At 33.7% G+C, this 14542-nt stretch carries 16 protein-coding genes and 1 pseudogene; 7 read left to right on the top strand and 10 right to left on the bottom strand.

Annotation, left to right across the window (positions count from 1 at the left end):
- Positions 1 to 15 precede the first annotated feature (15 nt).
- Positions 16 to 1665 (top strand): DUF2334 domain-containing protein, encoded by a 1650-nt coding sequence (locus BWGOE10_RS01060; protein ID WP_070140586.1) that lies wholly within the window; start codon positions 16 to 18, stop codon positions 1663 to 1665.
- 32 nt (positions 1666 to 1697) lie between these two features.
- Here the strand turns inward: BWGOE10_RS01060 and BWGOE10_RS01055 are convergent, their stop codons facing one another.
- The 6 genes and pseudogenes from BWGOE10_RS01055 to BWGOE10_RS01030 form a co-directional block, all read right to left on the bottom strand.
- Positions 1698 to 3203: a DL-endopeptidase inhibitor IseA family protein gene (locus tag BWGOE10_RS01055; RefSeq protein WP_070140585.1), complete on the bottom strand. Its 1506-nt coding sequence runs from the start codon at positions 3201 to 3203 to the stop codon at positions 1698 to 1700.
- A gap of 96 nt (positions 3204 to 3299) precedes the next feature.
- Positions 3300 to 4063, bottom strand: a pseudogene (locus BWGOE10_RS01050) (TatD family hydrolase).
- A gap of 745 nt (positions 4064 to 4808) precedes the next feature.
- Positions 4809 to 5165 carry a YxeA family protein gene (locus tag BWGOE10_RS01045; protein WP_048563001.1) on the bottom strand — a complete coding sequence of 119 codons (357 nt, stop codon included), beginning with the start codon at positions 5163 to 5165 and terminating at the stop codon, positions 4809 to 4811.
- A 138-nt stretch (positions 5166 to 5303) separates the two neighbouring features.
- Positions 5304 to 6140 (bottom strand): YitT family protein, encoded by an 837-nt coding sequence (locus tag BWGOE10_RS01040; RefSeq protein ID WP_070140584.1) that lies wholly within the window; start codon positions 6138 to 6140, stop codon positions 5304 to 5306.
- Between the two features lie 117 nt (positions 6141 to 6257).
- On the bottom strand, positions 6258 to 6587 hold the full coding sequence (locus BWGOE10_RS01035; protein WP_070140583.1) for a PH domain-containing protein: 330 nt from the start codon (positions 6585 to 6587) through the stop codon (positions 6258 to 6260).
- Positions 6588 to 6748: 161 nt separating this feature from the next.
- Positions 6749 to 7726 (bottom strand): LacI family DNA-binding transcriptional regulator, encoded by a 978-nt coding sequence (locus BWGOE10_RS01030; RefSeq protein WP_070140582.1) that lies wholly within the window; start codon positions 7724 to 7726, stop codon positions 6749 to 6751.
- A 305-nt stretch (positions 7727 to 8031) separates the two neighbouring features.
- Here BWGOE10_RS01030 and BWGOE10_RS32410 point away from each other — a divergent pair, with 305 nt between their 5' ends.
- A complete protein-coding gene (locus tag BWGOE10_RS32410) occupies positions 8032 to 8127 on the top strand; it encodes a DUF3948 family protein (RefSeq protein WP_070140581.1) in 96 nt (31 codons plus the stop codon).
- A gap of 61 nt (positions 8128 to 8188) precedes the next feature.
- Here the strand turns inward: BWGOE10_RS32410 and BWGOE10_RS01020 are convergent, their stop codons facing one another.
- The gene (locus BWGOE10_RS01020) at positions 8189 to 8794 is read right to left on the bottom strand and encodes a lysophospholipid acyltransferase family protein (protein WP_070140580.1); all 606 of its coding nucleotides are present in this window, start codon (positions 8792 to 8794) and stop codon (positions 8189 to 8191) included.
- 336 nt (positions 8795 to 9130) lie between these two features.
- On the opposite strand from BWGOE10_RS01020, the gene BWGOE10_RS32405 reads away from it, so the two are divergent.
- Positions 9131 to 9226, top strand: coding sequence for a DUF3948 family protein (locus tag BWGOE10_RS32405; protein WP_002124767.1), 96 nt, complete (start codon positions 9131 to 9133; stop codon positions 9224 to 9226).
- A 60-nt stretch (positions 9227 to 9286) separates the two neighbouring features.
- Here BWGOE10_RS32405 and BWGOE10_RS01010 read toward each other — a convergent pair whose 3' ends face one another.
- Entirely contained in the window at positions 9287 to 9427 is a 141-nt protein-coding gene (locus BWGOE10_RS01010) for a YrzO family protein (protein WP_002151322.1), read from the bottom strand.
- 21 nt (positions 9428 to 9448) lie between these two features.
- Positions 9449 to 10417 carry a DMT family transporter gene (locus BWGOE10_RS01005; RefSeq protein WP_070140579.1) on the bottom strand — a complete coding sequence of 323 codons (969 nt, stop codon included), beginning with the start codon at positions 10415 to 10417 and terminating at the stop codon, positions 9449 to 9451.
- Positions 10418 to 10544: 127 nt separating this feature from the next.
- On the opposite strand from BWGOE10_RS01005, the gene BWGOE10_RS01000 reads away from it, so the two are divergent.
- A complete protein-coding gene (locus BWGOE10_RS01000) occupies positions 10545 to 11411 on the top strand; it encodes a LysR family transcriptional regulator (RefSeq protein ID WP_070140578.1) in 867 nt (288 codons plus the stop codon).
- A 234-nt stretch (positions 11412 to 11645) separates the two neighbouring features.
- On the top strand, positions 11646 to 11747 hold the full coding sequence (locus tag BWGOE10_RS00995; protein WP_001060020.1) for a DUF3948 family protein: 102 nt from the start codon (positions 11646 to 11648) through the stop codon (positions 11745 to 11747).
- 65 nt (positions 11748 to 11812) lie between these two features.
- Here the strand turns inward: BWGOE10_RS00995 and BWGOE10_RS00990 are convergent, their stop codons facing one another.
- Complete coding sequence (locus BWGOE10_RS00990) at positions 11813 to 12760, bottom strand: substrate-binding domain-containing protein (RefSeq protein WP_070140577.1); 948 nt, start codon at positions 12758 to 12760, stop codon at positions 11813 to 11815.
- A gap of 134 nt (positions 12761 to 12894) precedes the next feature.
- Between BWGOE10_RS00990 and modA the strand changes: the two genes are divergently transcribed.
- A complete protein-coding gene (gene modA, locus BWGOE10_RS00985; protein WP_070140576.1) occupies positions 12895 to 13701 on the top strand; it encodes a molybdate ABC transporter substrate-binding protein in 807 nt (268 codons plus the stop codon).
- A 5-nt stretch (positions 13702 to 13706) separates the two neighbouring features.
- Positions 13707 to 14381, top strand: a complete 675-nt coding sequence (gene modB / locus BWGOE10_RS00980; protein ID WP_025151064.1) for a molybdate ABC transporter permease subunit — start codon at positions 13707 to 13709, stop codon at positions 14379 to 14381.
- The last annotated feature ends 161 nt before the right edge of the window (positions 14382 to 14542 follow it).

Genomic DNA, 14542 nt, shown 5'->3' with positions numbered 1-14542 from the left:
TAGGAGCATATATAAATGAAAAAATTCCTACTACTCTTTTTTAGCATTTTACTACTCATTCCTATACACACATCTGCGCAAACATCATCTAAGCCAAAAGTACTTATTTTGTATAGTACAGCAGACAACAAAATTACAAACAATGTACAAATCCTTAATACTCAGTTAGGACACTTTACAAATAATATAACAGTAAAAAGTTTAAAAGAAATGAATGAAACTACTAACCCATCTTCTTATACTCACATTGTTTATATTGGAGAGAAAAAAGAAGATCTTTCTACTAAAACAAAACAATTTCTAGAAAACTTCTCAGGTCCAGTATTAGTTTTAGGACAAAATGTTGAACAATTATCTAATCGTTTTTCTTTCATTACCTCGAAAGAAACCGATATACGAATTCACACTATAGAATATCCGACTCGTCAGTTAAAAAATGAATTACATGAAGAACGCTTAATGAAGAAAGTTGAAACAAAAGGAACAACTCTTGCTAATGCCTACAGTTCAAATGGAACTCATTCGTTAATTATTCAGCAAGGAACATCCTATTATGTCGCGACTCCAAACCTTTTTGATTGGATGTCTCATTACGTCGGTGAAATGCTATTTTCTTACTTCGAACAAGAGCCTATGACAAATAAAGCTACAGCTTATTTACGTCTTGAAGACGTTCACCCAGCTGTAGATGTAAAGCAATTAAAAGAAATCGCTGAATTACTAAAAGAGAAAAAGCTTCCTTATATGATTACCGTTATCCCTGTCTACAAAGATCCAAACACAGGAAAAACAGTACATTTAAAGGATAACTCTGAATTAATTGATGTTTTACGCTTTATGCAAGATAATGGTGGCTCTATCGTCATGCATGGTTACACTCATCAATTTTATGATAGTGAAACTGGCGAAGGTTTTGAATTTTGGGATGTAAAAACAGATCAACCAATTCGTCAACCGAACCATGAAAAACCAAAAACAAAAGACGATTTCCAATCTACAGAGGACTATAATAAATACGTGAAAAACGGAAAAACCTTTGAAGAAAAGTATATTAAAGAGCATATTGAAAAAGGGATTACAGAGCTTGTAGAAGCTAAATTGTATCCAGTTGCCTTTGAAGCTCCGCACTATACAATGTCTCAAAAAGGATACGAGATACTTTCTCAATATTTCTCTACTTATGTAGGACAACTACAACTAAACGATACAACTTGGAAATCTATGCATTCACCAGCTTATACGAGTACACCATCGTTTTTACATGGGATGAAATTAATGCCTGAAACGGTTGGATTTATCGAAGAAGGCAAGCCACAAGATATTGCCAAAATGAAAGAACGCGCTTTATCTATCACTAAACTATCTGATGGAATTATCGGTGCATTTTATCATCCTTACTTAGGTGTTCAACCATTAAAAGAAGTATTAAAGGAACTAGAAAGTATTCCAAACATAGAGTGGATTGATTTACAAAAAGAAACGACTGAAGTAAAAATGAAAGATATTCATATTACTACTAATACAGACGGCATTCACGTTGAAAAACCAACAAGTGCGAATGACATGATTGATTATATAAAACAATATGGATTCTTCCTTATAATTGGGTTCATTATAATTGTCTTTCTTTTATTATTAAGACGTGCGAAAAAATTAGAGTCATAATAAAAACACCAAGCGAAATGCTTGGTGTTTTTTTAACCTAAATCGAAACGTGGCATTTTATTAACAACCCATTGATTATTCTCATAAATAAATTCTACTTTTACTTCTTCCGTTACATTATCATAATCGTTATATGTTTCTGCCTGCGCTTCTATCTTTCCGTCCTTTAACTGAGCTGAAAGAATTTTTGTATATTTAGTCCCCGCTTTCGCCCCTGGATCTCCAATAACATAATGCATCGTTCCATTTAATTCTTTAATATACTCACTCTTCATATATTCTGCTATGAATTGTTTTGAGAAGTAAGTAGATAGCGTAGTCTCTAAAGCATTCTTCGTATTATAAGTAGGATTCACTAATTCTCCATATGAGAAATTACCCATTCGTTTTGGGCTTCCTGTTAGTGCTGCTATTTGAATATTAGTAAGCTCCTTTTGCGCATTTAATACTTTCTTTAACATAACATCATCCGCTAACTTCTTATCTTCTGCTTCGTTTGATTTTTTTGTATCCAGATTCAGAATAGTTCCATTATCCGTATAAAGATACATATCTCCTGCTACAAAATATAAATAGGATTTAGTTGGTTCAACCGCTTTATTATAAATTACCTTTTCATTTCCACCATTAATTTTCTTCTTATATACTCCGTCCTTTTTTAAATAATAAAAAGTATCCCCTTTCACATTCATCTGCAAGGCATCCTTTACCAATAATTTTTCATTATTTTGTTGAATGTCTATTTCATATATGCCATGCTCAGCTTGATTTGTTTCAAAAGGTAAAGAAAAGTCGACAACAGCATATAATTTTTCATTATTATAAGTCGCACTAGATATTGTTGCATAATTTTCTTTTGACCAAGTTTGATTGTCTTTTGTCACTTGTGTTCCACGATTTTTATTCCAATGTAGAATACTATCGTCTATCGTTCGAGACCAGCCAGAGTTTTTAAATGCAGCTTCCCCTTCTTGCCCTGTTTTCAAATCCATTTTTACAATCCCTACAATATCAAAACCACCATGTTCAGAATACTTTTTCGGGTAAAATAACGTTTGGTCTTTTATATAAACATAATTTGTATCTGCTTTTAACGTATCCAGCTTTTCAGAAGATATATCATACTTCATTAAAGAAGATAGTCCCGCATTTCTATCTTCATCCGTATGAATAAAATATAAAGATTTATTTTTTATATTTATGTAAGAAGCATTCACGCCTTTTACTACAAGCTCTGATGTTTGAAATTGATCCTTCGTACGATAAATGCCTCCTGTGTTTTTATCACCATTTACCGCATAGTAAATCCATCCATTACTCTCTGCCATTTTTCCTTTGTTAGAACTATTTCCAACTGCATTCCCATTTTTCTCATTTTCTTTCATCTGTTTTTCAACTAATGGATCCATTTGTTCTTCCTTATTTTCTTGTGCTACGTTTGTATTTGTCGCCTTTTTTTCTGATTCGCACCCAAACATCGCAAGCGAAAGCGCTCCGGTCATAATCGTAATAGCTATCTTTTTATATGCTTCCCCCATTTTCTCCCCCTACTTCCTTCATCAAATTAAACACATGATAAATTATAGAAAATATTAGAAAAAATATCCATAATAAAAAGGATAAGAGTGACTCTCCTATCCTTTCAAATAAAATTGAATTGTATTTTCGTATATTGTTTCTGTAACCTCATCAACAGATACGTTTTTTATGACACTGATTTCTTTTAGTACTTCTCGAATCATTTTAGGGTGCGTCATAGTATCCTCTTGAAATTCCCATGGCCCATCTGTTTCTACCATCATATATTTTAAAGGATAATAAGAAACGATTTTTCTAATTTTCTCCTTATGTAAAACATCCGGTGTGATAGAAATATAATAACCATTCCTCATCATCCGTTTCATTGTCGCTTCACTTCCTTTAAACCAATGGAAGTGAAGCGCGAAACTTTATATTCTTCAAGTAAATCACATACGATGTCAGCATCTTCATAAACTGCGTTTAATACAATCGGCAAATCATACTTACTAGCTAGTTCTATAAATCTTTTCAATACCGCTATGTATGAATGTATAGTAATATCTTCATCTTCTTTCCTTAAATAATATGGGAGTCCCACTTCACCAATCGCAACGATTTCCTCTACATGATCTTCAATTAATTTATAAATTTGCTCACATTCCTCTTTATGAATCGATTGCTCCGGATGAAAACCTATTGCTGGATATACAAAAGGGTATCGCTTTGCTAAAGATAAAGTTTCTTTACATGATTGATAATTCATAGATACCGCAATAAGTCCCTTTATCTCTTTACTATTTTCCACATCTTTAAGTAATCTACTTTTTTCTTCATCCTTATATTGGTCAACATGTATATGACTATCAATCCATTTCATCTTTATTCCCCCATAAAAAAAACAAGAAAGGGTCTCCCTTCTTGTTTTATCATCTATATTATTTAACAATTAAATTGGTTATGATATCAAATAATCCAATACAAACTACGGCAACAGTAAAGTAGCTACAGAAATCTTTAATTGGAAACTTCACTACTTCTTCTTTACGCATCCCAGTTTTCTCCCTTCTTACTATATCCCTAATTATTTTTATCTATTTGTATCTATTATGCAAAAAATATGACAAAATTACTATCGAATTAACTTACGTAAACCTTACAATGTTGTAAGGTTTACAAAAAGAGCCCCATCTAAATACAGATGAGGGCTATTAAAAAGTAGTTGGTTTTTCATTCTTCATTAACATTACAAACAGAAAGTAATACAGTGAGACTTCCTAATTACACTATATGAAATTCACTATCTTTTAACTATCGAATTACATTACAGAAGGCTTACATGTTTGTAAGCTATGTGTAATGTAATTCGATAGTTTCCCTTACCTACATCTCGTACAATAAAGTTAGAAAGTAAGCCAAATAAGAAGAACACTCACATAACCAAATTACATTGCTAGTAGCTACTCTTCTTATACCTTTCACTCACGCTACTACAATGTACCCCCTTCCCCTTTATATAATAAAAAGAGCCTTAGTCCATATGGACTAAGGCTTTTTCATGCACTCCAAAATACCCCTACCTAGTATTTTTATTTTCGACAAAAAATAGGCAGGGGTATAATTCGCTATCTCATCGTTAAAAGTTTACTTTTCGCATTAATAGGAATATTTACAGCTTCAATTTCTTCAATTGCCTCGCCGTAGCGTCCTTTTGCGTACACCTTTAATGCTTCATCTCTCTTTAACATATGCTTAACAGTCTTCTTTATTTTTTGCTCTCTTCCACGTTCGTCAAATGCAATAAATTCATATTCATACCACTCATCACCAATATGCTGACCAATTGTATTCACAACCGTATAATATTCTTTCGTCTTATAAAGTGGATTATATTTATCGATAACTGGTCCAAGTTTCGTAGGCAGTAACATTACTACTATCACTATCATCGCTATTATAGTAGTGATCATTTTTTTCTTCATAATAAATCTTCCTCCCTTGCAGGATATCTATACATCCATTTTAAAAAGAAGGAATAAAATCTACTATTGAATCTCATTACATTACACTTACATTTTTGTAAGAATTAAAAAAAGCGAACGAATTTACTCGTTCACCTTTTAGCTCGCTTTAAAGCCACCACCAAGTACATCACGTACATCGTGAATAACAACGAAAGCATCTTCATCTACTCGGCTAATAACTTGCTTTAACTTAACAAGCTCTTGTTTATTAATAACAACATATAACACTTCTTTATTTTTACCAGTATATCCGCCGCGTCCTTCTAATACAGTGACACCGCGTGTCATGTTTTTCGTAATAGTTTCACGTATTAAATCCGGTTGATTTGAAATGATTGTAACAGCCGTTTTTGTATCCATTCCTTCTACAATGAAATCAATCACTTTCGCTCCGATGAATACAGCAACAAGTGTATACATTGCCTTTTCTTGTCCTATTATAAATACAGAACCAGCAATTACAACGATATCAATAATAAGTACGCCTTTTCCAACGCTCCAACCTAAATATTGATTTGCTAGTCGAGCTAAAATTGCCGATCCTCCTGATGTACCTCCAGCTTTGAACATACATCCTAATCCGATACCTACAAATACACCAGCAAATAAAGCTGCTAGTAATGTATCACCATTCACCTGATACTGAATGTGCTCTGTAACATATAAAAACAAAGATGTTTCCACAATACCTATAATTGTATAAACCATCGTTTTCTTATCAAAGAATTTATAACCAATTGCCAGTAAAACTGCATTTATAGCAAAATTCACAACCCCTGGCGACCAATCAAATAAATAGTAAGTAACAACCGTTAAACCAATAATTCCACCTTCTGATAAACGGTTTGGAATTGCAAAGTAGTTAATACCAATTGCGAATAACAATGAACCAATTGTAATTAGTGCTATTTCTTTAATACGTTGATTAACCATAGTTCATACCTCCCCCCATTTGACATTGTATCACTATCACGTAGAGGTTTAGAAGTGGTTTTTATTACGCATTCTTTCTCATAATGACCATGATATTATGTTTAAACAAAGGGGTGATTAATTATTCATATTTGCTCTAACTGCACGAACAAATTGCTCCACATTCCCTTTCTGAATATACTTAGCTCTAACGGTTTCATGATTACAAGTAAACTCGAAACACGGACGGAAATCTATGTCATCTATATGCAAATATGAGTAATCTTTAAATGTTGCGGGATAGTACGGAAATTTCCCGTAAAAAAGGAGACGTCTAGTAGTGGCAGCAAAAATTCCATGTTGATAACATAGCGTAAAATTATCCTTCTCAAATATCCCTACCACAAAGGCTAAAATCTTTTCGTCATCCTCTACATATTTTTTCATACTCGATAAAAGTTCATTCACACATATTCCCCCAAATTCTATTCATTGTTTTAACACTCGAAAAGAATCCATGGATTATTACATACCGGTATAAATCATTTATAAAGTATGAAACGCGTTTCCTGTCAAAGACATTTCAAAAAAATAATCCGTTATGCGATTATACACATAACGGATTAAGGCTAAACTGTAGAGCGTTCCACAAGTTTATACGGAATTTCCATCTTTTCTTGTTTAGAACCCTCATCACTTACTTGCCTGTAAAACATTTCAAAAGCCGTCTTACCTATTCCCTTTAAATTTTGGTCAATGGTTGTAAGTTGTAAAACTTGAGAAATCGGTTGATTATCAAAACCAATAATCGCTAAATCCTCAGGAACTTTAATACCTAATTTTCCAACTTCTGTCATGACCCCAATAGCAACTTCATCTCCTGCCACTATTAATGCTTCAGGCTGACTCTTCATCTCCTTTAACTTATGAGCCACTCTCACACCATCTTCTAATGTAAAACATTCTGTAAAAATCCATTCTTCATTAACTTCTTCATCTATGGATTGCAATTGCTGTTTATAAACAGCAAAACGCTTTTGACTACTGGGCCCTAACTTTCTTCCCGTACAATAACCGATTTTTTTATAACTTTTTTCAATAAGATAATTCATTCCTAATTGAAAAGCTGCTGAATGATTTGTATATACACTTGAAATATTTGAAATATCATTATCTTCACAAGCAACAATTGTCCCATAGGAAGCATAGGGCTCGATCGTTTCCCAATCATTCGCACGAGAACAAATAATAAGACCGTCCAATTGTTTTGTTTTTAGCATATGTAAACTTTTCATTTCTTCTTTTTTATTGTAATTCGTTTGGCAAAGTAGCACCCTGTAATTATGAGCTAACGCCACCTCCATCATTCCACCTACCATCGCATCAAAACACGGATGATTAATATACGGTAAAATCACACCAACAATATTCGTTTTCCCTTTTGATAAATGAACAGCATTTGCATTTTGTGAGTAATTTAATTTCTCAACTATTTCTAAAACAACTTTCCTTTTTTCTTCACTTACGTATGGATGATCATTTAACACTCTTGAAACAGTCGTAACTGAAAATCCCGCCATCTTTGCAATATCTTTAATATTAGCCATACACTCACCTCTACTTTTAACTTAATAAATCACATGAACATATGTCAAATCTTCTCGTCATTACACTTTCATTCGTTTTTCTTACAAAAGTGTAATTTTCCTGTAAACTAATTCGATAGTGACTCTCCTCAATATTTCATACAATTAAGTCAGAAACAAGGCAACAACTATTCGAAAAGGAGCGGATCTATATGATGAACAAAATGAAAACGAACAATTTCTTAAATACAATGGGCATGGTATTTTCCGCTCTTATCGATGCAAAAGCTGTTGCTTCTACATTAAACAAGTAAGGAGAATTTATAATGAATGACATGACTTTTAACAAATTAGATTTTTTAGGACTAGCTAGCGGCGGGGTTCTTCTTACTACTTTCATTTACGCCACTACGCTTATATAACTTTGTGTCCCCTTTCCCCTTGATATAGAAAAAGACGACCGTCTATGCCCGGTCGTCTTTTTTAGTTTTGATTTGGCTGCAAAACTTCCTTTAGTTCTTCAAACTTTGCATTTAATTCATCTGTCATCATTTTCATAGCCGTTTTTCGGTCTACTTGTTCTCCAGCATCAATTTGAATCGGATCTCCAAAAATCAATCGTGCCTTTTTCCCTTTTATTAATTCTTTTACACTTGATGGCCCAACATAAGCTGCCGGTATTAACGGAACGTTAGAACGCATTGCAATTGTAACAGCACCAGCTTTTAATGAAACGTCTTCTGATGATCTCGTTCCACTTGGAAAAATCCCTACTACTTTTCCTTCTTTTAATAAGCGTGATGGAATTTTCAATGTACTTGGCCCCGGATTTGCACGGTCTACAGGGAACGCATTTACATTTTTAAAAAACCAATTTTTAAATTTCCCTTCAAACAATTCTTTTTTTGCCATGTAATGAATTTGGGTTGGATACATTCCTGCTGCTAACATTAAAACATCCATAAAACTTGTATGCGTGCACGCAACAACGTAAGGGCCACCTTCTGGTAATTTTTCTCTCCCTTGTACTTCTACCTTCCCAGCCATTTTAAATATATATTTCAACGAAAATGTAATTGTTTTATACATTTGTTTCGTTCCTTTCTGAATATCCGAAGTATAATCATTTTCTTACAACGATTATAACACTAAGTTTTAGGAGTTGGTAATAAAAATAAGTATTTATTGTTAAATTTCAATTCTTACAAAAGTGTAATTTTCTTGTAAGCTAATTCGATAGTTACTTCTTGCAATATTTCATACAATTAAGTCAGAAAGAAACAACAACCATTTGAAAAGGAGCGGATAAATATGATGAACAAAATGAAAACGAACAATTTCTTAAATACAATGGGCATGGTATTTTCCGCTCTTATCGATGCAAAAGCTGTTGCTTCTACATTAAACAAGTAAGGAGAATGTATTATGAATAACATGACTTTTAACAAATTAGATTTTTTAGGACTAGCTAGCGGCTCGATTCTTCTTACTGCTTTCATTTACGCTGCTACGCTTATATAACTTTGTGTCCCCTTTCCCCTTTATATAGAAAAAGACGACCGTCTATGCCCGGTCGTCTTTTTAATTTTTTCTTTCCTTCAATTCTTTTAAAAGCTGTATCAGTTCAGCTTGTTGTTTTATATTCTTACGACCGTTTCGATTAATTGCTGCAAGCTCGCAGGCAACTCCAGCAGCAAAGAAAAACAATAAACTTTCTAACATATAAAATCCTCCAGTTGCCTATTAAACAGCTTGACGCAATTGCTTTTCTTGTAAAATTTGTTTATTTACATTTTCTTCTTTTCTCTGACAAACATTATTACGAATAAGCGCTGCAATAACAAATAATGTTCCTACAATATCAAACGTTGTTATTTTATACCCTTGCATCATCATAATAACTAAAGTAGTAATTGGCACAAAGTTAATAAATAAAATACCATTAATTGATGATAAGATTTTCACACCGTAGTTCCAAGCAAGTAGTGCTACGATACCTGGTAATGTCATCATAAATAACAAATCATATTTCACAATAGAAATCGTTCCCACGCTTGGAACTGATACATATCCAAGTGACGTAATGATTACAGTTATAATCCCTGTGACAGTTGTACCAAATACACATGTCAACGTAGAATAACGTAATGTTGACCAATCGCTACATGTTTGACCACCCATCGTATAAATAACCCAGCCTACAACACCAACAAATATAAATGCTAGTGAAAACATGTTATCTTTCAATGTTAAAAAGAAACTCATGTCACCTTTCGTAATAACAAACACAGCTCCTACAAAAGCAATACACATGCTCGTTATCATATACTTTTTCGGTTTTATATGTTTATATCCCCATAGAATACAAATGGAAATCATCGGCATAAGCGCCTCCATAATAGAAGCTACCATTACACCTGATTTTCCCATTAACATTTGCCCTAGAAAAATTAATACATTATATACGGTAAACGCCATCGTTCCAAAAAAGACGAGTAACTTTCCTCTTCCTTCTAAACGAAATGCTTTCTTTCCTTCTTTCATTAACAATAATACCATCAGCACTATTGCTACCGCTCCATAGCGAATAAGTGAAAAATAAAATGGATCTATGTATTCTAGTGCATGATCAGCAACAGGAAACATTGCTCCCCATGACATACTTGCAATTAAACATGCCAACGCACCTATTATCATTTGACTTCTTCTCACCGCAATCCCCCACTTCTTTCTATTTGCACAAAGAGAATTGTAAAAGAAAAAATATATCACGTAAAATGATTCAAAATGATGTTAACTATCATTTATAATGATAGTTAACATCAAGGAGGAGCATAAAATGGAATTACGAGACTTACAAATCTTCCAAAGCGTTGCCGACCGTGGTAGTGTAAGCGGCGCAGCAAAGGAATTGAATTACGTACAATCAAATGTAACCGTACGTATTAAACAATTAGAAAACGAGCTGAAAACACCGCTCTTTTATCGTCATAAACGAGGCATGACTTTAACAGCTGAAGGTAGAAAAATGCTCGTTTATGTTCATAAAATTTTGCAAGATGTTGAAGAGCTAAAACAAGTGTTTTTAGATAGCGAAACACCATCTGGTATATTAAAAATTGGTACAGTCGAAACAGTAAGCACATTGCCGACCATTTTGTCTTCTTACTATAAGAGCTATCCAAATGTCGATCTATCATTACAAGCTGGTCTAACAGAAGAACTTATTAGAGAAGTAATCGATCACCAATTAGATGGTGCATTTATATCAGGTCCTATTAAACATCCATTAATTGAACAATACGATGTTAGTACCGAAAAATTAATGCTTGTTACACAAAATAAAGCTTTTCATATAGAAGAATTCACTACGACGCCCCTACTCGTTTTTAATCAAGGATGTGGATACCGCTCCAAGCTAGAACGTTGGCTTAAAGATGAAGGTTTGCTGCCAAAAAGAATTATGGAATTTAATATATTAGAAACAATACTAAACAGTGTTGCACTCGGCCTTGGGATTACACTCGTACCGCAGTCCGCCGTCCAGCATCTTTCCAAGGCAGGTAAAGTACATTGCCATGCAATCCCTGAAAAATATGGTAGTATTTCAACGGTTTTCATACGCCGTAAAGATAGCTATATGACGAATTCAATGCGTAGCTTTTTAAAAACAATTGAAGAGCATCATCATATCAATATGCTTTGAAGGACATTCTTACAAAAGTGTAAGTCTTCCGTAAGCTAATTCGATAGTTGCAGGCGATCATATTTCATATAATTAAGACATAAAGCAGGGCAACAACAATTCGAAAAGGAGCGGATACGCATGATGAACAAAATGAAATCAAATAAATTTTTAAATACAATGGGCATGGTGCTATCCACACTTATCGATGCAAAAGCAGTTGCGACTACATTAAACAAATAAGGAGAGATTATTATGAACAACATTACTTTCAATAAATCAGACTTTATCGGACTTGCAAGTGGAGCGACTCTTCTTACAGCTTTCATTTACACACTTGCTCAAAGTCTTGTTTAACAATTCGTTTCCCCAAACCCCTTTATATATAGAAAAAGCTGCTCGTCTTATAGACAAGCAGCTTTTTAGTTTGTTTCATATATAATTTGGCCTGTTTTCGTAATATCATATCCGCCAATCGCTTTTAATTCATTATGAAATTCTTCCGATTGCAGAATTTCTTTCATAACTTCGATAAGCTCCTCATTTTCTTTATTCTTCAAAATCACTAAATCATACTGCTCTTTCATTATTGGAATAAAGTCTACATTTACAATTTGCGAAACCTTTTCTGACCCTATCCCAACATCAGCTTTTCCATTCGCAACTTGCGAAGCAACACCAAGATGATTTGATTCTTCCCAGTCATATCCACTAATATGTTCTTTATTTAACTTTTGAATTCTTAATTGTTCATCCACTAGCACCCTAATACCAGAACCTTTTTCTCGATTTATAAACTTTATAGAGGATTGAGATATGTCAGCCCATGTATTTATTTTCTTGGGATTTCCTTTTTGGACATAAAAACCCACATTTCTTTCCAATAAATTCATCATAATACATGGTTGTCCAACTAAAATACGCTTTACGTAAGGAACATTATATGTACCCGTTTCACCATCAAATAAGTGTAAACTAACCACACTTCCTTCTCCTTGGTACATCTTCACTAAACTCGTTAAACTACCTTGATACGCTCTTAATATATTAGAATTTGGCAATCGATTTTCTATATGCTTTGCCAACATATCTAACGTTAGTTCTTGACCGCTAATGATGCATGTACTCGAAATACTATTTTCAGTCTTCTTTATAGGAGTAACTTGCACCTTTCCCGTTTTCATTTGCTTTATATATTGTTCTAAATCAGTTGCATCAATACGCATCTGTCTACCAACTCTATAAGAAGGAAGTTCTCCCTTTTTAATCAAGTCATATACAGTTAATTTTGATACCTTTAATCGCTTCGCTACTTCTTCCGTTGTGTAGGAATGATGATCCATAGACGATTCCTCACTTTCTTCCTTCATTGTAACAAAGAAAAGAATATTTCTCCTATTTTTTAAAAACAACTACATCGTTCAAATTATATTCAATTATAACTAGTTATAATTAGTTATATTTAGTTATAATTGAATATGTCAAAACGAAAGGGGATTTTTTTATGAACAAATTCACATTACGATCCATCGGGGCACTTATACTTTCTTTTCTTCTTATATTTAGTGCTGCTTGTACAAGCGGGGAAAAGAAAGAAAAGTCAGCTGCTAAAGAGAGAAAAACAGTCGAACTGACTATATCAGCTGCTGCTAGCTTACAAGATGCATTAAAAGAAATTGAAAAACAATATAAAGAGAAAGAGCCTAATATTAAACTTTCCTTTAATTTCGGTGCTTCTGGTGCACTTCAACAACAAATTGAACAAGGTGCGCCTGCTGATTTATTCTTCTCTGCAGCAGAAGATAAATTCCAAACTCTTGTTAAAAAAGGATTCATTAATGAAAAAGAAGGAAAAAATCTTCTTGGAAATGAACTAGTTCTAGTCGTCCCAAAAGATAGTTCTCTTACAAAATTTCAAGATTTAAAGGATGAGAAAATCAAGAAAATCGCACTTGGTACACCTGAATCTGTACCTGCAGGAAAATATGCAAAAGCTTCTCTCTCACATGAAAATCTTTGGAATGACATTCAAAACAAAATCGTATTTACAAAAGATGTTCGCCAAGTGTTAACATATGTAGAAACAGGTAATGTCGATGCTGGTATTGTATACAAAACAGATGCTCTCATTTCAGACAAAGTAAAAATTGGAGAGACGGCGGCGGCTACTTCTCATGAGCCAATCCACTATCCTTTAGGCGTTATAAAGGAATCTAAGCATAAGAAAGAGGCGACTTTATTCTATGAGTATTTGCAATCAAAAGATGCACAATCTATCTTTAAGAAATATGGATTTACAATCCTGCCATAATTGCTATGAGCTTTGATACCATTTTGTCACCTGTCTTTCTATCTTTGCGAGTAGCTGCTTGCGCCACTGTTATCGTTACGATTTTGGGAACGATTATTGGACGGGCGTTAGCACGCTCCTCGTGGCGATATAAAGTACTACTAGAAACTATTTTCTTATTACCAATGGTGCTTCCCCCAACTGTTATTGGCTTTTTCCTCATTATCATTTTCGGAAATAACAGTCCCATTGGAAAGTGGATCGAATCATTATTTCAGCAGTCCATTATGTTTACATCAACTGCTGCTATCATTGCTTCTACAGTCGTTGCATTTCCACTTATGTATCAATCAGCAAAAACAGGATTTTCTATCGCAAATGTGCAAATTGAAGATGGCGCACGCGACCTTGGTGCAAGTGAATATCAAGTTTTTCTACACGTTACACTACCGCTTGCATTTCCGGCACTACTTAGCGGTATGATTTTAAGCTTTGTTCGCGCGCTCGGTGAATTTGGTGCTACTTTAATGTTTGCAGGAAATATACCTGGCAAAACACAAACGATTCCAACGGCGATTTATATGGCTATTGATGCAAGTAATATGCAACTCGCTTGGACTCTTGTCATCATAACCATTAGCATGTCACTTCTATTTTTATTATGTATTCAACTCATTAATAAACGAATTACCACTTCTTAAAGCAGCTTTCGACAAAAGCTGCTTCTTTATTTCCTAAGAAATAAAATATACCGCTGAAAAATAACTGAATCTTATTTTTTATTTAAATATACATTCTATTTGAATTTACTTTCTAAAATAGGCAATTTCCTGTTATTATATGGAGGTGTTTCAAAAAATGA

The sequence above is a fragment of the Bacillus mycoides genome (genome assembly GCF_001757995.1).
GTDB lineage: Bacteria > Bacillota > Bacilli > Bacillales > Bacillaceae_G > Bacillus_A > Bacillus_A mycoides_B.
The sequence above is the reverse complement of the archived record's forward strand: the minus strand, read 5'-3'. Positions and strand labels throughout refer to the sequence as shown.

Bases quoted from the DNA above. Each gene is read 5' to 3' on its own strand.
- BWGOE10_RS01040 (WP_070140584.1), bottom strand. From the start codon at position 6,140: ATGGTTAATCAACGTATTAAAGAAATAGCACTAATTACAATTGGTTCA.
- BWGOE10_RS01045 (WP_048563001.1), bottom strand. From the start codon at position 5,165: ATGAAGAAAAAAATGATCACTACTATAATAGCGATGATAGTGATAGTA.
- BWGOE10_RS00995 (WP_001060020.1), top strand. From the start codon at position 11,646: ATGAACAACATTACTTTCAATAAATCAGACTTTATCGGACTTGCAAGT.
- BWGOE10_RS01060 (WP_070140586.1), top strand. From the start codon at position 16: ATGAAAAAATTCCTACTACTCTTTTTTAGCATTTTACTACTCATTCCT.
- BWGOE10_RS01055 (WP_070140585.1), bottom strand. From the start codon at position 3,203: ATGGGGGAAGCATATAAAAAGATAGCTATTACGATTATGACCGGAGCG.
- BWGOE10_RS01020 (WP_070140580.1), bottom strand. From the start codon at position 8,794: ATGTATAAAACAATTACATTTTCGTTGAAATATATATTTAAAATGGCT.
- BWGOE10_RS32405 (WP_002124767.1), top strand. From the start codon at position 9,131: ATGAATAACATGACTTTTAACAAATTAGATTTTTTAGGACTAGCTAGC.
- BWGOE10_RS01000 (WP_070140578.1), top strand. From the start codon at position 10,545: ATGGAATTACGAGACTTACAAATCTTCCAAAGCGTTGCCGACCGTGGT.
- BWGOE10_RS01010 (WP_002151322.1), bottom strand. From the start codon at position 9,427: ATGTTAGAAAGTTTATTGTTTTTCTTTGCTGCTGGAGTTGCCTGCGAG.
- BWGOE10_RS01030 (WP_070140582.1), bottom strand. From the start codon at position 7,726: ATGGCTAATATTAAAGATATTGCAAAGATGGCGGGATTTTCAGTTACG.
- modA (WP_070140576.1), top strand. From the start codon at position 12,895: ATGAACAAATTCACATTACGATCCATCGGGGCACTTATACTTTCTTTT.
- BWGOE10_RS32410 (WP_070140581.1), top strand. From the start codon at position 8,032: ATGAATGACATGACTTTTAACAAATTAGATTTTTTAGGACTAGCTAGC.
- modB (WP_025151064.1), top strand. From the start codon at position 13,707: ATGAGCTTTGATACCATTTTGTCACCTGTCTTTCTATCTTTGCGAGTA.
- BWGOE10_RS00990 (WP_070140577.1), bottom strand. From the start codon at position 12,760: ATGAAGGAAGAAAGTGAGGAATCGTCTATGGATCATCATTCCTACACA.